This is a genomic window from Gemmiger formicilis (assembly GCF_016900095.1).
In the GTDB taxonomy this organism is placed as follows: domain Bacteria; phylum Bacillota; class Clostridia; order Oscillospirales; family Ruminococcaceae; genus Gemmiger; species Gemmiger formicilis_A.
This window is the reverse complement of record NZ_JACJJP010000019.1, coordinates 13,677-32,730: the sequence shown is the minus strand read 5'-3', so window position 1 is coordinate 32,730 and position 19,054 is coordinate 13,677. Positions and strand designations below refer to the sequence as shown.

Genomic DNA, 19,054 nt, shown 5'->3' with positions numbered 1-19,054 from the left:
GTCCGGTGGAATATTCACACCCTCTACCGGGAAAAAACGTGGCCGCACACAAAAACCGGGAGACCCGCAGGCCTCCCGGTTTCTCTTGTCACTCTTTTTCGGTGTGTTCGCTCTTGTCTTCTTCCTCGCTGCGGTCGCGCTTGCGGCGTTTGCGGCGGGCGTCCTCCTCCTCGGGGGTGGGTTCCGGCGTCACCTTGCGCACAATGGCCCACAGGATCTTCCGGTCCTCAATGGTCTGCACATCAAACTGCAGCCCGCACACCTGGACGGTGGGGGTGGCGCCATCTTCGGGAATGCTGGGCAGGCAGCTCAGGATCATGCCGGCCACCGTGTCATAATCCCGGTCCTCCGGCAGGTCGAAGTCCACTTCCTCCGCAAAATCTTCCACCCGCATGGAGCCGGCCACCCGCCAGACACCGTCGCCCACCTGGGTCAGGTCCTGGGGCTCGGCGGGGTCAAACTCGTCAAAGATATCGCCCACAATCTCTTCCAGCAGGTCTTCGATGGTGATGATGCCGGCGGTGCCGCCGTACTCATCCACCACCACGGCCAGATGCTGCTTCTGGGACTGCATGTCCTTGAACAGCTGGTCGGCGTGGACGCTTTCCGGCACAAAATAGGCGGGACGCAGCAGCTCCTTCAGCGGGCGGGGAGATTCCTCCTGCAGGTTGAGCAGAAAGTCCCGGGCGTTCAGGATGCCGCAGATGTCGTTGATGTCCTCTTCGTACACGGGATACCGGCTCAGGCCGGTGCGGCGGATGGTCTCCATGATCTCCTGGTCGCTGTCTTCCAGGGAGAAGGCGGTCACGTCGGGCTCGGGGGTCATGGCATTGCTGGCGGTGGTGTCCCCGAAGTCGAACACGTTCTCGATCCATTCCTGCTCGTCCTGGTCGATGGTGCCCTGCTCGCCGCTGGACTCCACCATCAGGCGCAGGTCTTCCTCGCTGGCCACACCGTCCTCGGCTTCGGTCTTCATGCCCAGCAGCCGCAGCGACCCGTTGGTGCACAGGTCCAGCAGGGCAGTCATGGGAGCAAAAACCACGCTGACCACCCGCAGGACCTTGATGGCGGGCACGGCAAACATCATGGGCTTCTGCATGGCCACCCGCTTGGGGACCATCTCGCCGAAGGCGATGGAAAAGAAGGAAATGATGATGGTAACCACCACGGTGGAAATCACCGAAGCCACCCCGGCGGGCAAAGGCAGGGCCAGCGTCTCCAGCAGGAACCGGTCCAGATAACCGGAGAAGTTTTCGGTACCGAAGGCGGCGGACAGGAAGCCGGACAGGGTGATGGCCACCTGGATGCCCGAAAGAAAGCTGTTGGGATTTTCCACCGCTTTCAACAGGGCAGCGGCGGTCTTGTCACCGTCCTCGGCCTGTTTGGAAAGCTTGATGGGGGACAGGGAAAGAAACGCGATCTCGGACCCGGCAAAGAACGCGTTGAGCAGGATGAAAACCACCTGCAGCAGAATTTGGGCGGGAAGATTTTCCACGAAAAAAACACTCCTTCAAATGGTTGAAACATAGGTGCGACAGGGGATGACGCAGCAAAAAAAGGCAGAGCCCAATGCCGCAGAGGGCACAGGCTTTGCCTTTGTTATTCTCGCTGATTCACCTTTCGTCGCGGGTTACTGTCACCGTCGGCGTTCATAAAACTCGAATTTCCTTTCTGCATGGCGGAGCGGCGAACGCCCCGCGGCGCATCTGAATAGAACATCTATTACTATACTGCAAAAGGAGCACAGTGTCAAGCAAGGGGCAAAATGCGTCCCCAAGGTTGAAATTGAGCGCCCAATCGGGTATACTAATTTGTAATATATTGGAATACCTGTGCCGGGCGCCTGCCGCCCGCGCCTCTTTTACAAAGGAGAACTGTTTTATGTCTCATACTGTTCTGGTTACCGGCGCCGACGGTTTTATCGGCAGCCACCTGGCCGAAGAACTGGTCAAGAAGGGCGAAAAGGTCCGTGCCTTCTGCCTGTACAACTCTTTCGGCAGCCTGGGCTGGATCGACACCCTGCCGCCGGAGATCAAAAACGAGATGGATATCTTCATGGGGGACATCCGGGACCCCAACGGTGTGCGCACCGCCATGCGCGGGCAGGAACGGGTGTTCCACCTGGCCGCCCTCATCGCCATTCCCTTCTCCTACCACAGCCCGGACAGCTATGTGGACACCAACATCAAAGGCACCCTGAACGTGCTCAACGCCGCCCGGGAGCTGGACACCGCCCGTGTCATGGTCACCTCCACCAGCGAGGTCTACGGCACCGCCCAGTATGTGCCCATTGATGAAAAGCATCCCTTCCAGGGCCAGAGCCCCTATTCTGCCACCAAGATCGGCGCCGACCGCCTGGCTGAAAGCTTCTACCGCAGCTTCAACCTGCCGGTGTCCATTGTGCGTCCCTTCAACACCTACGGCCCCCGTCAGTCCGGCCGGGCCATCATCCCCACCATCATCACCCAGCTGCTGGCAGGCCAGACCGAAATCCGTCTGGGCAACCTGACCCCCACCCGGGACTTCAACTATGTCAAGGATACTGCCGCCGGCTTTATGGCCATTGCGGACTGTGACGCCGCCATCGGCCGGGAACTGAACATTGCCACCGGCGTGGAGCACTCCATCGGGGATCTGGCCCACGAGCTCATTGCCCAGATCAACCCCAATGCCAAGATCGTCTGCGAGGCCGAGCGCCTGCGCCCCGAAAAGAGCGAGGTCAACCGGCTGCTGGGCGATTCCACCCAGCTGCGCCAGCTCACCGGCTGGGCGCCCAAGTATACCTTTGAGCAGGGCCTGGCCGAAACCATCGAGTTTCTGCGCGGTCATCTGGATTCGTATAAGATCGGACAGTACATCCTGTAACTGTCCGCATACCGGGGCCGGCGGGGCCTGGGGCGCGGCGGCCATGCCGGCCTGCTGCAGCGCTTCCGCCGGCCCGGTTTTTGATTCTGTCGTAATAGGAGTTTCCGTTTGATGAAGGAAAACAAACCCTTCCGTATTCCGGCCCATCCTGCCCTGCGCTGGGGCCTGGTCGCCGCTGTGGCGGTTGTGGTCGGTGTGCTGTGGGCATACTACTGGCGGGTCTTCTTTTACCTGGACAGCCGGGGCTCCCCGCTGGTGCCCACCCTGGGCTGTGTGGCCCTGTGCCTGGGGGTGGTGGCGGCCGCGGCGGTCCTGCGCCGCCTGCGCACCCTGCCCGCCAAAGGGGCGGTGTGTCTGCTGCTCTGCGGCATACTGTTCTGCTTTGCCAATCCGCCGCTGCAGACCCCCGATGAGACCGATCATTACCTGCGCACCTATGCCATCTCCACGGGCCGGTTCGATTTCGATTACAACCGCACCTATCCCGATGATGTGGCAGCGTTGGTCAGTGCCTTCCCCGGCGGGTGGGTGAACGCCCACACCTCGGTGGGAGTGGGAACCGACCCCGATACCGGGGAGGAAAAGCCCTACGATTCCGCTGGCTATGCCCTCAAACAGGTGGGCAGTGACGGCGCCATCCAGAGCATTGCCGACAGCTTTGCCGACTATTTTGCCCACAGGGATACCCCGGCCGAAGAACCGGTGCACGAGCCGGTGAGCTTTCTGATTCTGCCCTTCCTGCCCGGGGCTGTGGGCATGGCCCTGGCCCGGCTGGTGGGACTGGGCGCCCTGGGATGCCTGTACGGCGGCCGACTGGGCAATCTGCTGGCTTACACCGCCCTTTGCTGGCTGGCCCTGCGGCAGACCCGGCGCTGTCGTCCGGTCTTGCTGGGCGTCATGCTGCTGCCTCTGTCCCTGTTCATGGGGGCTTCCCTCAGCTACGACGCCACCCTGCTGGCCTGCTACTATCTCATGATCGCCCTGCTGCTGCGGGAAAACTGGACCACCAAAACCGCAGTTCTCTACCTGGCGGCCTGCCTGTATGTGAATGTGGCCAAGCCTTATCTGAACCTGCTGTGGGTTGTGTTGCTTCTGCTGGTGCCGCTGCGCACCTGGCAGGCCCGGGGGCGCCGCTGGTGGTGGAGCCTGGGCGGTCTGGCGGGAGCCTGGGCCGTGATCATGGCCACCGAAACCTATGCCCGGGTGCTGCGGGCCAACTATCCCGTCATTGCCCGGCAGGGCGGGGAAGCGGTGAACGGCGGGCAGCAGCTGGCCTTTCTGTTGGCCAACCCGCTGCGCAGTGTGGCCACCTTCTGGGGCACCTTGTGCGAAAACGAGTTTTTCCTGGGTCAGCTTGGTGTTTTTGGCTGGAAGGACATGCCCATCCAGGCGCTGAACCTGGTGGGGCCGGTGTTCCTGCTGGTTGCCGCCCTGCTGTGTGCCCCCCAGCCTGCCGCACTGGACCGCCGCCGCGGGGCCGGGCTGGGTGTCTTTGCCGTCGTCTATGCCCTGGGAGCCATCGCCGCCATGTATATCACCTACACCCCGGTGGCTATGGTGCGGGTGGTGGGGTTGCAGGCCCGGTACTTCCTGCCGGTATTCCTGATCTTCACCTTGCTGGCCGTCCCGGTGCTGCGCCGGATGCTGGCACCGTCGGTTCCGGCGGACCGGGCCGAAAGATGGGCGGTGCCGCTGTTCGGCGCCCATGCCCTGTTCGGGGCAGTGCTGCTGTTCCAGCACTATTTTGTGGGACCACTTTATACCATTCAGCTGTAAGGCAAGGCCGCCGGTTTCCGGCGGCCTTGTCAAGAAAGGACCTGCCTTATGCTGATACCCATTCTGACCGGCCTGCTTGTGCTGGCGTTTCTGGGCGCGTTCTGCCTCTGCTTTTCAGCCTGCACCCGGTATGATGCCGCCCTGCTGCCGCTGCCCACCCTGAGCGGTGCGGTGGTGGTGCTGTACATCTCGGCTTTGCCGGGCATGCTGCACGTGGGCTTGTTTCTGGTGCTGGCCATTCTGCTGGCAACGGGGGTGTACTGCGGTGTGCGCGCCGGTGCCCGGGCCGTCCGGGACGCCATGGGCAGCGCCGGATTCTGGCTGTTCTTGGGGGGCGCCGCTTTCCTGTGGGTGCTCTTCGGCATCCTGCAGCCCATGTTCACCCAGTGGGACGAGTTCACCGCCTGGGGCCTGGCCCCCAAGATGGTGGCGGAACGGGCCGCCCTGTATGTGGCTGACCCGGTCAATCTGACCGCTTCCTTCACCTATCCGGCCACCAGCCTGCTGTCCTACCTGTTCCAGCGCACGCCGGGGCAATTCTCCGAATGGCAGTGTATGGCCGCCATCGACATTCTGGCCCTGGCCGCCCTGGCCCCCGCCACCGTGCTGCCCCGGGCCCGCTGGGGACAAGGCATTCTGGTGTTTGCGGTGGGGGCGGTGCTGCCCTTCTTCTTCAGCACGGCCCCGGCGGGCACCGCCAGTACCGTCTACCAGAACGCCATGGCCGACCTGCCCCTGGCCGCTCTGTTCGGCGGCAGCCTGTGCCTGTACTACGCCGGTGGCGGGCGCCGCACCTGCTTTTATGCCACGGCCCTGCCACTGGCTATGCTGGCCATGACCAAGGACATTGGTCTGGCCTATGGTCTCATCGCGGTCTTTGTCATCGGCATTGACCAGCTTTTCGGTACGGCCTGGCCGGCGGAAGGCGTCACGCCCCGCCATGTGGGCGGCCGTTTTCTGCGCACCGCCGTATTGGCCGTGCCGGTGCTGGCGGTTTTCCTCAGCTGGAGCCGCTACACCGCCGCCATGGCCCCCGATTCCGGCGCCGCCACCGTGGGCAGCGGCCAGATGGGCTACGGCGCTGTACTTTCCGGCGGTATCCGCCAGCTGCTGGGCATCGGGCGGGAAGAACGCTTTGCCCAGATCATGCAGGCTATGGGCCAGGCATTCTTTACCCGCAAGGTCTGCCTTGTCGGGGCTCCGGTCATGGTGGTGGCCCTGGTTCTGGTGCTCACCCTGGCGGCCGCCGTCAGCGCCCCCAAGGGCCATGCCCGCCGCCGGGTGGTGGCGGCCTTCCTGGCTTTGGCTTTCTGCTTTGCGGCGCTGTATGTGTTCCATCTGATTCTGTACTTCTACAATTTCTCGGAAGAAGAAGGCAGCGCCCTCAAGGATTACGAGCGCTACCTCACCCCCTACCTGCAGGGCTGGGTGCTGGCCACCTTCTGCCTGCTGGGGCAGGCGAGCAGCGCCATTCCCGTCCGTGCCTGGCAGCGCCGTGCGGGGGCCGGAATGCTGGCCCTGGCCGCGGCCGGGGTGCTGGGGATCTTTGCCTGGCGGGGTGTGCCCACCGCCGGGTTCTGGACCCGCGCGGACAGCGTGTACACCACCCGGGCGGACGTGAAATCCCGCGCCGCTGTGATGAACGAGGTGCTGGACTGGGGTGACCGGGTGCTGGTGATCAGCCAGGGGGATGACGCCACCCGCTGGTACTATTACAAGTACGAACTCACCGCCAAGGTGGTCAACGGCTACGGCGGCGTGTGGTGGGGCGACGGCGATTACTCCAACCGCTGGGATTCGGATTTCATGAACCTGGTGGAAAGCCTGAACTGGGAACTGTATGAGCACGAGGCGGTCTGCTCGGTGAATTCGCTGGAAGCTTATATGGAGGAGAAGGGCTGCACCTATCTGGTGCTGGACCGGGCGGATGATTACCTGGAACGGGACTTCAGCGACCGGTTTGAGGGAGGCATCACCGCCGACCAGCCTGCCACCCTGTACAAATTCATGGGCCGTGACGCCGCGTACTCCTTTGTACCGGTGGCTGTGGCGGAAAGCGGGGTGGTACAATGAAACGCGTGTCTTCCCATAAAGGCGGGCATTCCCGCTGGAACCTGGTTTTCCGTCCCGTGCGGTTGCTGGGCCTTTGCTACGCCCTGGCGGTGATGCTGTGGCTGGTGTATGCCCTGGTGGACAGTGCCCTCATGCTCAACCACAAGATGGACGGGTCTTTGCGTCAGATGACTCTGACGCCCCAGGACCTGACCTATGAGAGCTTCCTGAACTACCGGGAAGACCCCTGGAGCACCGCCCCCGATGACCGGGAAAACTGGTATCTTTCCACCGACAACGATCCCCACATCCTGTGGGAAGGGGAAATCTACCTGGAGCAGGTCCACCTGCAGGTGGAACAGCTGTTGCCCCCGGGCAGTGTGACGCTGTACTACCTCAAACCAGGCCAGATCGATTACCGGGAAACCCAGAAAGTCTACGCCTGGCAGGACAGCGACGGCAGTTATGTCTTTGACCTGGGCGGGGTCACCGTCACCGGACTGCGCATCGACCCCGACAGCGTGGGCGGCGTGCCAACCCTGCTCACCGGGGTGGAACTGAACCCGCCCACCCCCTGGTATCTGCGCTTTGTGCCGGACGGGGGACAGTGGATTCTTTTGCTGTTTGCCCCGGCGGTGGCGGCAGGTTTTCTCTCTGTGCTGCGTCAGATCTTCCGCGGCGTGTAAATCTGAATACCCTTCGGCCGGACCCGCTGGAAGATGGCGGGCCCGGCTTTTTTTGCAAAAATCTGTAACAACAGGGCCCAAAAGCGGACATATAGGCAGATGACCGGAAAGGAGGAAGGACGCCGCCGTGAAGATGATGGAAGAACTGTACGCCGCCTACCGTGACGACGTCTACCGCTATCTGGTCAGCCTGACCCATGACCCGGCCTGGGCGGAGGACCTGCTCAGCGAAACCTTTCTGCAGGCCTTGCAGAGCATCGACCGGTACGAAGCCCGGTCAGGGGAGAAAACCTGGCTTTTCGGTATTGCCCGGCATCTGTGGCTGCAGGATCTGCGAAGGCGGCGCCCCACCGTCAGCTATGATGACCTGCTGGGACTGTATGTGGAGGACACTCTGCCCGACACCGCCGTGCAGCGGGAACTGTTGGGACGCATCCGGGCGCTGCTGGCCCGGAAGGATGAGCGCACCCGGCGGGTGGTGGCCCTGCGGGTGCAGGGTGTGCCCTATGACCGCATCGCCGCCGAGCTGGGCATCAGCCCTGGGTCGGCCCGGGTCATCGACTGCCGGGCCCGCCACTGGCTCAAGGATACATTGCGAAAGGAGGGGTTGCTGTGACCCACGAATATGACCTGCCCTGTGACATCTGCCGCGACCTGCTGCCCCTGGTGCGGGACGGCGTGGCCAGCGAGGCATCCCGCCGGGCGGTGGAGGAACATGTGGCCCACTGTGCGGCCTGCCGCGAGCTCTGGGGCGAGGAAGCCCCGCCGCCGTCCCTGCACCGGGACCGGGTGCTGGGACGTATTCGCCGCCGCCTGTATGCCTGGCAGGGGGCCATGACCGCCGCGGGACTCATTCTGGGAATGGCCCTGGCCAACACCGGCCAGGCGGGCTACAACATCCTCCTGCTGCCGGTGCTGGGGGCCGGGGTGCAGTGGCTGTCTCCCCGGCGGGCGCGGTGGCTGCCCCTGCTGGTCTGGGTCCTGACCACAGCCGTGATGTTGTGGCCCAGCGGACAGTATCTGGCCGGCCGTCTGGCACAGGGGGACTGGTACAACTTTTTCGATGGCCTGAGCCTGGGAATCCTGTGCGGCTTTTTGTATGCGGTTCTGTGTGCCCTGGGTGCATTGGCTGCCGCCCTGTTCCGCTATGCACTGAGAAAGGAGGAACCCCATGATGCATGGGAAGAAGACATCCGTCAGGACCGCTGATCGTCCCCACACCAGAAGCCGCCGCGCCGCTGCTCTGGCGGGCGGCATCCTCATCGTGCTGCTGATCCTGTTTGCGGCCGGGTATGCGCTGGGAGATCCCATCAGCCTGGCCTGGGCCCGGCACCACGCAGTGGAATATGCCGACGAACAGTGGCCCGGCAACAACTTTACTGCCGTCTCTGCCTGGTATGATACAGGGTATAGCTACTGGGTGCGGGTGCAGTCCATGACCAGCCAGGATACCAGCTTTACGGTGATTCTTTCCTGGGGTGTGGTGCGCAGCACTACCTATGAGGAGGATGTGACCAATCTGAACAACACCCGGGTGCGCATCATTGCAGCCGCCAAGCAGGACATGACCACGGCGCTGAACAATGCAGGGATGAACCCGGACTGGCTGGATGTGCAGCCCGGCAAAAGCTGGGAGGGCACTCCGGAGGATTGGGGCCTTACGTTGGATATGCCCTATGATCCCGGTAACCTGCCGCCCCTCACTGCCAGTTTCTACCTGGTCTACACCGACCGCCTGCCCACCGAGGCCGACGCCAACGCCCTGCTCAAAAATGCCAAAGCCGCCTTTGACGCCGCCGGGCTGGACCTTGCCTATTACAGAGTGGACCTGATATATTCCGGCGGGAAAAAATACGAAAATGACATCAACCTGGGGCCGCTGACCGCCGCGGAGGTGGACGCCCTGCCCTGACAACACAAAAAGCCCTCTGCCGAAAGTTGGCAGAGGGCTTTGGCTTTATTCGGTTTCTTCTTCCGGGCGGCTGACCGGCACACCCCGATGTTCCACCGGGGTGGAAAAGACGATCTGGGTGCGGGTGCGCCCGTACTGCTGCAGCTGGTTGATGAAGGTGTCCAGCTCCTGGGTGGTGGCAAACAGCACCTCAATCAGCATGCTGTAATCTCCGGTGACGCAGCAGCATTCCACCACCTGGGGGCAGGCCTGGATATAGGGGTAAAACTCCGGCTTGCGCTGGGGGTCCATGTCCAGATTGATGAACGCCTTGACCAGATATCCCATCTTCACCGGGTCCACCTGGGCCTGATACCCGGTCAGACAGCCATCCTTCTCCAGCCGGGCGATGCGGGCAGACACCGCCGGGGAAGACAAAAACACCTGGTCGGCAATCTGTTTCAGCGGTGCGCGGGCATCCCGCTGCAAAATATCAATGATCTTACGGTCAATATGGTCCATCCCAGCAATCCCTCCCGGTGCGGCTTAACGATATTCGGTATTGTACCACAGTTTTTGTAAAAGGTAAAGGCAAAGACCGAATATCGTTAAGTGCGGCGCGGAAACTCAGTGAGGAATGTAGTTCATGGCGTTGGTGCGGGTTCCGTTGATGCGCAGTTCCAGATGCAGGTGATACCCGCCGTTTTTGCCGCTGACAGCACCGGTGTTGCCCACATACCCGATGACCTGCCCTTTGGTCACGGTCTGACCTTCGCTCACGGCAATGGAGGACATGTGGGCGTACAGGGTGGCGTAGTTGTTGCCGTCGTCGGCGGTGCCGTGGCTGATCTGCACACAGTTGCCGTAACTGGACATGGCCCGGGCGGCGCTGACCACCCCGTCCGCCACTGCATAGATGGGCGTACCTTTGGCGGCCGGAAAATCGGTGCCGCCGTGAGGAGAACCGTCGATGCCGTCCGGATCCCCGAAGTTGCAGCTGATACTCATACCAGGGGTCAGGGCACAGCCGAAATCCAGACTGCAGTACAGGGTGGCGGAGGTATACTTGCTGTTCTGGCTCTTGGCAAAGGCATCCAGCTCGGCGGTGGCTTGCTGATAGGCTTTTTTTGCCTCCTCGGTGATCTGGGCCTGGGCTTCGGCTTCGGCCTGCTGCTCATCCAGGTTGGCGTTGGCTTCCATCAGGGCCTGGGCCAGCTGGTCGGAAGTGGCCTGCAGATTCTCTTGCTGTGTCTGCAATTCGTCCCGGGCTGCCTCCGCTTTTTCGGCAGCGGCCTGGGCTTGGTTCCGGGTCTCCTCCAGGGCGGCGGCTTCGTCGTTCAGACGGGTCAGGACCTCGGTGTTCTTATCGTTGATGTCGGTCAGGGCCCGAGCAAAGTTCAGCAGCTGGAACAGATCGGTCACCTGGCTCAGAATCGAAAGGCTGCCGCTGTAATGCAGCATTTGCATGGCGGCCAGCTGTTCTTTGGCCTCGTCCCAGCGGGTGTCGTATTCCGCCTGCTTCTGCTCCAGAGCTGCCTGGGCAGCGTCGGCCTCTCCCTGGGCGGCATCCAGCTGGGTCTGGGCGTCCACCAGGGCGCTGTATACCGAACTCAGCTGGGCGGTAATCTGTTCGGTCCGGTCGTTCAGTTCCCCAATCTGTTCCTGTGTCTGCTCTGCCTGCTTTTCCAGGTCTTCCTGCTTCTGGGCCGCGTCGTCGTAGGCCTCTTTGGCGGCATCCAACTGCTGCTGCAGTTCCTGCTGGGTGGCGGCAAAAACGGCAAAACAGCTGCCGAACAGGGAAAAAAGGATGCAAAAAACCAGCACCGCCGCCAGCCGGGCGGTGCCGTTGAAAAATTTGTGTTTCATAAGGTGCATTCTCTCAGTTCAGCCAGGATTGCGGGTCCACGGCGCTGCCGTCCAGATAGACGCCAAAGTGCAGGTGCGGGCCGGTGGAATTGCCGGTGTTGCCCGATTGGGCAATCACCTGCCCGGCGGTCACCAGCTGCCCCATGAGCACCTCCGGCTTCTCTTGCAGGTGGGAATACATGGTGGTCAGGGGCCGGCCGGCGCTGTCACTTCCGTGGCCCAGAATCACCGTCCAGCCGTTGACACGGTCCTGGCCGACATAAAGGACCATACCGTCGGCGGCGGCCAGTACATCGGTGCCCTCGTCGGCGCGCAGGTCCAGTCCGGCATGATCGTAAGCCACGTATTTGACGGTGACGGAGGTGGTTTCAGGCAGGGGATAGGCCAGATGGTCCGGGGCCGGACTGTCGATGGCCCGCTTGGCGATGGCGTTGTGGATGGTGGAATCCTCCAGCATGTCGGGCAGCAGCAAACCTTCCTCCGCCGCCAGAACCGGCACGGTCTGGGTGTAGGGCAGGTACATGGTGGGTGCCAGCAGGGTATCGTCGCAGCGCAGCTCAAAATGCAGGGCGTTGCCGGTGGCATTTCCGGTGCTGCCCACCGTGCCGATCTGCTGGCCTTGGGTCACCACTTGATTTTCTGCCACGGCCATGTCCCGCAGATGGGCGTACAAAGTGTACCAATGCCGGCCGTCTGCATCTATACCGTGGTCGATGAGAATGCAGTTTCCGTAACTGTAATGGAACTGGGCAAAGGTCACCACGCCGTTGGCGGCGGCCAGCACGGGTGTGCCCGCCTCTGCGGCCAGGTCATCCCCCTTGTGGTAGTAGCTCATCTTGCGGGAGTAGTACTTGTACTCTTCCAGCGGCAGGATGAAGCCGCCCACCGGATCAAACCGGTCGTTGCTCACGGCGTCCCCCGAAACAGAAAGGCTTTGCGCCTCTTCGGTGTGGGGGGCCTCTTCCGGTGTGTCTTCCGTCCCTGCGGGGACACTGGCTGCCGGAAGGGAAGTCTGCGCGGTATCAGTCGTGTCGGCGGGGGCTTCCTGGGCCAGGGTGGGGCGCGCCAGCAGCACGGCTGCGGCCAGTGTGGCCACCGCCACGCACAGGCCCAGCATCACCTTGCCGGGGGCCCGGTAGCGCAGCGCGTGCAGGATGCGCTGCCCTGCGCCCGGCGCGCCGAAGGCCAGGGCACCGCCCGGAACCCGTCGGGTGGCGTAGCGCAGCAGGCTTTCACAATACAGCCCGCGTTGGGCGGCGGTACAGCCGCCCAACGCGGCCTCGTCGCAGGCACATTCCATGGCGTGCTCAAACTGGGCGAAGGCCAGCCAGGCCAACGGATTCCACCAGTGCAGACAAACTACCAGATAATACAAAGGTTTGGTCAGGCAGTCGCCCCGGCGGATGTGGGTGCGCTCATGAAGCAGTATCGCCCGGCGGGCTTCTCCCTGCAAGTCGGCGGGCAGATAAATCCGCGGGTGCAGGAATCCCAGGGTGAAGGGAGCGTGCACCTCGGCGCAGGTGTAGCAGCCGTCCTCCGTTTTGCAGGCAAGGGCCACCCGACGGCGCAGCCGCAGACCGGCCAGGGTCGCCCGGCCCAGGCAGAACAGGGCGCCCGCAGCCCATACAACCCCGGCCCACAGGACCCAGTTGACGGTAAAGGCGGTTTCCTCCGCGGTGGTCAGCTCCAGCCCCGCCAGGTCCAGCGCCTGTACCGCCTGGGCGGCTGCCTGCTCGGGGGCGGTATCCCGCACCGTCTCGGCCACAACGGCCAGGTGCTGCAGGCTTTCGCTTTCCGGCTGGGGGATGGTGACGGGAAGAATCCCGCCCGGCACCGCAAACCGAAGCCCCACCGCCAGCCACAGGGCACACAACAGCCAACCCGGGGCCCGGGCCCGTCGAAGCAGGGCGCACACAGCCCAGGCAACCAGGGCCGCCGCCGCGCCGCCGATCCCTGCTGTCAGCAGAGACCTTACCAGTTCATTCATTGGTTGTCCTCCTGTTCGGTGCGGGCCGCATCCAGCATGGCCCGGATCTCGGCGGCCTCGGCCTCGGAGATGGGCTTCTCATTCAAAAAGGCGGCCACAAAGCGGGGCAGGCTGCCCCCGAAGGTCCGGTCCACCACGGCAGTGCTCTCCTGCTGCTGTACGGCGCTTTGCTTCACCAGCGAGGTCACCACACCGTCGGTGTTGCACAGGATGCCCCGCTCACACAGCTTTTTCAGAACGGTGTAGGTAGTGCTTTTCTTCCAGCCCAGAGCGTCGGCCGCCAGACGTACCAGCTGCCCGCTGGGCAGGGGCTCGTTCTCCCATACAAGGGTAGCAAAGCGGTATTCGCCTTCGGCCAGGCGCAGCATCTTTTCCATGAAAGTTGACCTCGTTTCGTGATGGTGAACCGTGTCTGCTCAACAATTTCCGGCGCAGACCGGTTTGTTTTGGCTGGTCTATTACAATAGACTTTTGCTTGCTAACACTGTAGCATGCCCGGATTGACCTGTCAAGACCGCCCTGCCGAAAAAGCGAAAAAACTGGCTGTCCAAGCGGACATGGTTGTGCTATAATCGGACAAGAGCAACCAACTAAGGAGAGTCATCCATGAAACGTATTCTGTTACTTGCCACCGGCGGCACCATTGCCAGCCGTCCCACTGCGGCGGGGGGGCTGGCCCCCATGATCACCTCGGACGAGCTGCTGGCCTGTGTGCCGGAACTGGCCGGTGTGTGCCATATGGACGCGGTCCAGCTGTTCAATCTGGATTCCACCAGCGTGGGGCCCGCACAGTGGGCACAGATCGCCGCCGAGGTCCGCCGCCGTTATGACGATTACGACGGTTTCGTCATCACCCACGGCACCGACACCATGGCCTATACCGCCGCGGCACTGTCCTACATGATTCAGCAGAGCCCCAAACCGGTGGTGCTCACCGGCAGCCAGAAGTCCATTTACAACCGGGATACCGACGCCCGCAACAATCTGTACCGGGCGGTGCTGTATGCCTGCCACGACACGGCCTGGGGCGTGCAGCTGGTGTTTGACGGCAAGGTGATTCTGGGGACCAGGGCCCGCAAGACCCGCACCAAGAGCTTCAACGCCTTTTCCAGCATTGACTATCCCAACACCGCCGAATTCCGGGACCTGCGGCTGATCCCGTTTCTGCCCCGACCGGCGGAATACGGCCAGGTCCGCTTTTATGAAAAGCTGGATCCCTCGGTGTTTGTGCTGCGCCTGATTCCCGGTATGCGGGCGGACATCATTCCGCTGTTGGCCGACCACTGCAAAGCCCTGATTCTGGAAAGCTTCGGGGTAGGGGGACTGCCCGGCGGGGACGACGGGGAACTGTTCGCGGCGGTCCGGGACTGGTGCGCGGCAGGCCGTCTGGTGGTGTTTACCACCCAGGTCCCCCACGAGGGCAGTGACCTGGGCGTGTATGAAGTGGGCCGCGCCGCCAAGGCACTGCCCGGCGTGCTGGAAGCCCGGGACATGACCCCCGAAGCCGCCGCCGTCAAACTGATGTGGGCACTGGGGCAGTCCTGTGACAGGGCGGAGGTATCCCGCCTGTTCCTGACCCCCGTACAGTTTGACGTGGTCTAAAATGCGGCCTATAAAAAAGGAACCCCCGCAGAGTCCGTGGAAAGCTCCACGACCCTGCGGGGTATTTGTTGTATGCATGGCAATGTCCTATCTGGCGCGCAATGTACTTTTCCGGTACCGCAGCGGGCTTTGCCCCACCATGGCGGTGAAACGGGTGGAAAAGTTGCTTTCATCCCCAAACCCCACCTGATGAGCTACGGCACCCACAGGCAGATCCGTCTGGGCCAACAGTTCCTTGGCCTTGGTGATGCGGTAGCACAGCAGGAAGTTATACGGCGTCGTGCCCATGTACTGGCGGAACAGGCGCAGAAAATAACTCTTGCTGATGTGAGCGCTGGCAAGCAGCTCATCCAGACAGAGAGATTCGGCGTAATGGGTACGGATATGTGCCACCGCCTCGTCAATCATCCGGCGGTTTGCCGCGGCCGAGTCGGCAGCCAGCTGGCGCTGCGCCATGGCGGCCAGCAGGTTGTGCAGGGCCAATGCGGCGGTTACGGCACTGGCGGCGGTTTCGGTCTCCAGGCAGTTCAGCAGGGTGCCAAAGGATTCCAGGGCCGTATCCGGGGCCAGTTCCACCGGTTCGGGGCGCTTTTCCGGGCACAGAATCGATGCCAGGGCATGTACGCCGCTGCCTTCGATCTGGGCCCAGTAATGGTGCCAGGCGTCGTGGCCCGGAGCAGTGCCGTAGTTTTGCGGTGTCCGGCAGTCTAGGAGCAGCGCGCATCCCGGCCCCAGGGTCACCTGCGTGTCGTTCTGCTCAATCAGGCCCGCGCCTTCTACCGTATAGAGCAGAAGAAAGCATTCCTTGTCGGTGCGGGCGGTGGCAAACCTGGCCCGGCCGAAAAACTGGCCGGCTTCGGTGCAGAAATATGGCTGGGCCAGCGCCGCGGCACCGGGCGTGGTCCGAAGCCACCGGCTGCGCGGTTCCACGTCCATGTTGAAGGTCAACATTTTCCCAATCACTTCCTTCCCGCATACGATGTGCGCGGCTGCGCTGTTCCGTGCTCATCGCAAGCAGAATATTCACAAAAACAGAAAGCTTCCTATAGCGGAAACATTCTGGTTGTGCCATGTTGAGGGTAAAGTGCGACAGAATATTTTACAAAATCCATAACCCATTCCCTAAAGGGGAGTATGCTTTTGGATACTGATCAATGTTTTATATTCTATATTTTACCAAAAATGTACGAAATATGCAAACCCATATACTTTTGACGCGGGAGTTTTATTCATCTTTACCTAATGTGAGGGGATATTTTTGTGGTGGCCCTTGTCATGGCCATGAATTTACGTTATAATCATTAGAAATAATTACTGTGCCGATTTCTGCCCCTTTGGGATGGGCGGGCGCACTGCGAAACAGGAGTTGTAACTATGAAAGGTATCATCCTTGCCGGCGGCGCCGGTACACGCTTGTACCCCCTGACCATGGTCACTTCCAAGCAGCTGCTGCCTGTGTACGACAAGCCCATGATCTACTATCCGCTGTCCACCCTGATGCTGGCCGGCATCCAGGACATCCTGATCATCTCCACCCCCACCGATACCCCGCGGTTTGAACAGCTGCTGGGGGACGGGTCCCAGTACGGGTTGCATCTGCAGTATAAGGTGCAGCCTTCTCCGGACGGCCTGGCCCAGGCTTTCCTGCTGGGGGAGGAGTTCATTGCCGGGGATGCATGCGCCATGGTGCTGGGGGACAATATCTTCTACGGGGCCGGGTTCTCCAAGCGGCTGAAAGCCGCCGCCGCCAACGCGGAGGCCGGCCGTTCCACCGTGTTCGGCTATTTTGTCAACGACCCGGAACGGTTCGGCGTTGTTGCCTTTGACGCCGATGGCCGGGCCACTTCCATCGAGGAAAAGCCCGCTCATCCCAAGAGCAACTATGCGGTCACCGGTCTGTATTTCTACAGCAACGACGTGGTGGAGCGGGCCAAGAAGGTCAAGCCCAGCGCCCGCGGTGAGCTGGAAATCACCACATTGAATGAAATGTACCTCAAGGATGGCATGCTGGATGTGCAGCTGCTGGGCCGTGGCTATGCCTGGCTGGATACCGGCACCATGGACAGCCTGGTGGAAGCGGCCGACTTTGTGCGGATGATCGAACAGCGTCAGGGCATCAAGATTTCCGCACCGGAAGAAATCGCGTATAAATATGGCTGGATCAGCCGCGCCAAGCTGCTGGAAAGCGCCGAACGTTACGGCAAGAGCCCGTACGGCGCCCACCTGCGCAATGTGGCCGATGACAAGCTCAAGTATTGAGAGTGGGGGAACATCTACCGGATGAAAATTCTGATCACTGGCTGCCGCGGGCAGCTTGGCACCGAACTGCAGCGGCAGCTCAGCGCCGAAGGTTGCGTGCTGGGGCCACTGCCCGAACGTCTTCGCAAGGCGACGGTCATTCCCGTGGACATTGACGACCTGGACATCACCGACCGGGAAGCCACGGTGGCCTATATCCGCCGCCACCAGCCGGATACCGTCATCAACTGTGCGGCCTTCACCAATGTCAATGGCTGCGAGACCAACCGGGATGCGGCCTTCAAGGTCAACGCCCTGGGCCCGCGGAATCTGGCCATTGCCTGCGACAAGATCAACGCCCGCCTGATCCACGTGTCCACCGACTATGTTTTTCCCGGCACCCCCAACGGTCCGGACGGCCATACCCCGCTGGATGAATGCTGTGTGCCCGCGCCGGTCTCGGCCTATGGGCAGACCAAGCTGCTGGGCGAACAGTATGTGCAGCGGTTCTGCCGCCGCCATTTTATCGTGCGCACCGCCTGGCTGTACGGCTACCACGGCAAGAACTTTGTCAAGACCATGGTCAACCTGGGCAAGACCCACAGCGAAGTCACGGTGGTCAACGATCAGCTGGGCAACCCCACCAATGCGGTGGACCTGGCCTATCATATGCTGAAACTGGCAATCAGCCATGATTATGGCACCTACCATTGCACCTGCAACGGGGTTTGCAGCTGGTATGATTTTGCCGCCGAGATCATGCGTCTGGCCAACCTGCCCTGCACCGTCAAACCCTGCACCAGCGCCGAATATGCGGCTGCGCACCCCGAAAGCGCCAACCGCCCGGCCTGGAGCGCCCTGGAAAACCGGGCTCTGCGCTGCACCGTGGGCGACGATATGCGGGACTGGAAAGACGCCATCAATGACTTTTTCAAAAACTGGGATGGAGAATAATTTATGAAAACCTATCTTGTCACCGGCTGTGCCGGTTTTATCGGTTCCAACTTTGTGCACTACATGCTGGAAAAGCATGAGGATATCCGCCTGGTCAACCTGGATAAGCTGACCTACGCCGGCAACCTGGAAAACCTCAAGGACATTGAGGGGGACCCCCGCCACATTTTTGTGCAGGGCGATATCTGCGACCGCGAACTGGTCAACCGGCTGATGGAAGAGTATGACCCCGACTACGTGATCAACTTCGCCGCCGAAAGCCATGTGGACCGCAGCATCAAGAACCCCGAAATCTTTGTGGAAAGCAATGTTCTGGGCACTGTGAACCTGCTGCAGTGCTGCAAGAACGCCTGGTATGATGCCGACGCCCGCACCTGGAAGGAAGGCAAGAAGTATCTGCAGGTCTCCACCGACGAAGTCTACGGCGCCCTGGGCCCTGAAGGCTACTTCACCGAGACCACCCCGCTGTGCCCCCACAGCCCCTACTCCAGCTCCAAGGCCAGCGCCGACATGTTCGTCATGGCCTTCCACGACACCTACGGCATGCCGGTGAACATCACCCGCTGCTCCAACAACTACGGCCCCTATCAGTTCCCCGAAAAGCTGATTCCGCTGCTGATCAACAACGCCAAGCATCACAAGACCCTGCCGGTCTACGGCGACGGCATGCAGGTGCGTGACTGGCTGTATGTCATGGACCATTGCAAGGCCATCGACATGGTGGCTTCCGACGGCAAGGTGGGCGAGGTGTACAACGTGGGCGGCCACAACGAGCGCCCCAACATCTTCATCGTCAAGACCGTCATTGCCCAGCTGCACGACCGCCTGAAGGATGAGGGCATCAGCGAAGAGCTGATCACCCATGTGGCCGACCGCCTGGGCCATGACCGCCGCTACGGCATCGACCCCACCAAGATCAAGAATGATCTGGGCTGGTACCCCGAAACTCCCTTCGAGAAGGGCATTGTGCTGACCATCGACTGGTATCTGGCCAACCCCGAGTGGATGGAACATGTCACCAGCGGTGATTACCAGAAATACTACGAGCAGATGTACAAGAACAAGTAAAATTTTCAAATACCCTAAAAACGCCGCCGCGGCTCTTTGCAAAGCGGCGGCGTTTGTGGTATACTGCAA

General features: G+C 61.7%; 17 protein-coding genes. 11 read left to right on the top strand and 6 right to left on the bottom strand.

Translation table 11 applies throughout. From position 1 onward, the window contains the following. Positions 1–88: 88 nt before the first annotated feature. Entirely contained in the window at positions 89–1,495 is a 1,407-nt protein-coding gene (locus tag H6B15_RS09900; protein ID WP_204647829.1) for a CNNM domain-containing protein, read from the bottom strand. 386 nt (positions 1,496–1,881) lie between these two features. Between H6B15_RS09900 and H6B15_RS09895 the strand changes: the two genes are divergently transcribed. The 7 genes from H6B15_RS09895 (at position 1,882) to H6B15_RS09865 (ending at position 9,291) form a co-directional block, all read left to right on the top strand. Further along, a complete protein-coding gene (locus H6B15_RS09895; protein ID WP_204647828.1) occupies positions 1,882–2,865 on the top strand; it encodes an NAD-dependent 4,6-dehydratase LegB in 984 nt (327 codons plus the stop codon). A 111-nt stretch (positions 2,866–2,976) separates the two neighbouring features. After that, a complete protein-coding gene (locus H6B15_RS09890) occupies positions 2,977–4,641 on the top strand; it encodes a DUF2142 domain-containing protein (RefSeq protein WP_204647827.1) in 1,665 nt (554 codons plus the stop codon). Between the two features lie 48 nt (positions 4,642–4,689). Then, complete coding sequence (locus H6B15_RS09885; protein WP_204647826.1) at positions 4,690–6,714, top strand: hypothetical protein; 2,025 nt, start codon at positions 4,690–4,692, stop codon at positions 6,712–6,714. After that, positions 6,711–7,379, top strand: a complete 669-nt coding sequence (locus tag H6B15_RS09880) for a hypothetical protein (RefSeq protein ID WP_204647825.1) — start codon at positions 6,711–6,713, stop codon at positions 7,377–7,379. Before H6B15_RS09885 ends, H6B15_RS09880 begins: the two co-directional genes overlap by 4 nt. A 133-nt stretch (positions 7,380–7,512) precedes the next feature. Next, a complete protein-coding gene (locus H6B15_RS09875) occupies positions 7,513–7,995 on the top strand; it encodes an RNA polymerase sigma factor (RefSeq protein ID WP_207751523.1) in 483 nt (160 codons plus the stop codon). Further along, positions 7,992–8,588, top strand: a complete 597-nt coding sequence (locus H6B15_RS09870) for a zf-HC2 domain-containing protein (protein WP_204647823.1) — start codon at positions 7,992–7,994, stop codon at positions 8,586–8,588. The genes H6B15_RS09875 and H6B15_RS09870 overlap by 4 nt, the downstream gene beginning before the upstream one ends. After that, on the top strand, positions 8,551–9,291 hold the full coding sequence (locus H6B15_RS09865; RefSeq protein ID WP_204647822.1) for a hypothetical protein: 741 nt from the start codon (positions 8,551–8,553) through the stop codon (positions 9,289–9,291). Before H6B15_RS09870 ends, H6B15_RS09865 begins: the two co-directional genes overlap by 38 nt. Positions 9,292–9,336: 45 nt before the next feature. On the opposite strand, the gene H6B15_RS09860 is transcribed toward H6B15_RS09865, so the two are convergent. The 4 genes from H6B15_RS09860 to H6B15_RS09845 all read right to left on the bottom strand — a co-directional run bounded on the left by H6B15_RS09860 (position 9,337) and on the right by H6B15_RS09845 (position 13,500). After that, a complete protein-coding gene (locus H6B15_RS09860; protein WP_204647821.1) occupies positions 9,337–9,792 on the bottom strand; it encodes an Lrp/AsnC family transcriptional regulator in 456 nt (151 codons plus the stop codon). 105 nt (positions 9,793–9,897) lie between these two features. Next, positions 9,898–11,136, bottom strand: coding sequence for a murein hydrolase activator EnvC family protein (locus H6B15_RS09855; protein WP_204647820.1), 1,239 nt, complete (start codon positions 11,134–11,136; stop codon positions 9,898–9,900). A gap of 13 nt (positions 11,137–11,149) precedes the next feature. Beyond that, positions 11,150–13,123, bottom strand: a complete 1,974-nt coding sequence (locus H6B15_RS09850; protein WP_204647819.1) for a M23/M56 family metallopeptidase — start codon at positions 13,121–13,123, stop codon at positions 11,150–11,152. Further along, a complete protein-coding gene (locus H6B15_RS09845; protein WP_204647818.1) occupies positions 13,120–13,500 on the bottom strand; it encodes a BlaI/MecI/CopY family transcriptional regulator in 381 nt (126 codons plus the stop codon). The genes H6B15_RS09850 and H6B15_RS09845 overlap by 4 nt, the downstream gene beginning before the upstream one ends. A 229-nt stretch (positions 13,501–13,729) precedes the next feature. On the opposite strand from H6B15_RS09845, the gene H6B15_RS09840 reads away from it, so the two are divergent. Beyond that, positions 13,730–14,725 carry an asparaginase gene (locus tag H6B15_RS09840; RefSeq protein ID WP_204647817.1) on the top strand — a complete coding sequence of 332 codons (996 nt, stop codon included), beginning with the start codon at positions 13,730–13,732 and terminating at the stop codon, positions 14,723–14,725. Between the two features lie 87 nt (positions 14,726–14,812). On the opposite strand, the gene H6B15_RS09835 is transcribed toward H6B15_RS09840, so the two are convergent. Then, complete coding sequence (locus H6B15_RS09835) at positions 14,813–15,676, bottom strand: AraC family transcriptional regulator (RefSeq protein ID WP_204647816.1); 864 nt, start codon at positions 15,674–15,676, stop codon at positions 14,813–14,815. A 423-nt stretch (positions 15,677–16,099) separates the two neighbouring features. On the opposite strand from H6B15_RS09835, the gene rfbA reads away from it, so the two are divergent. From rfbA to rfbB, 3 genes are read left to right on the top strand one after another with little or no spacing between them, the layout of a single operon-like run. After that, entirely contained in the window at positions 16,100–16,984 is an 885-nt protein-coding gene (rfbA, locus tag H6B15_RS09830; protein WP_204647815.1) for a glucose-1-phosphate thymidylyltransferase RfbA, read from the top strand. 21 nt (positions 16,985–17,005) lie between these two features. Next, positions 17,006–17,917 (top strand): dTDP-4-dehydrorhamnose reductase, encoded by a 912-nt coding sequence (rfbD, locus tag H6B15_RS09825; RefSeq protein WP_204647814.1) that lies wholly within the window; start codon positions 17,006–17,008, stop codon positions 17,915–17,917. A gap of 3 nt (positions 17,918–17,920) precedes the next feature. After that, positions 17,921–18,985, top strand: a complete 1,065-nt coding sequence (gene rfbB / locus H6B15_RS09820) for a dTDP-glucose 4,6-dehydratase (RefSeq protein ID WP_204647813.1) — start codon at positions 17,921–17,923, stop codon at positions 18,983–18,985. Positions 18,986–19,054 lie beyond the last annotated feature (69 nt).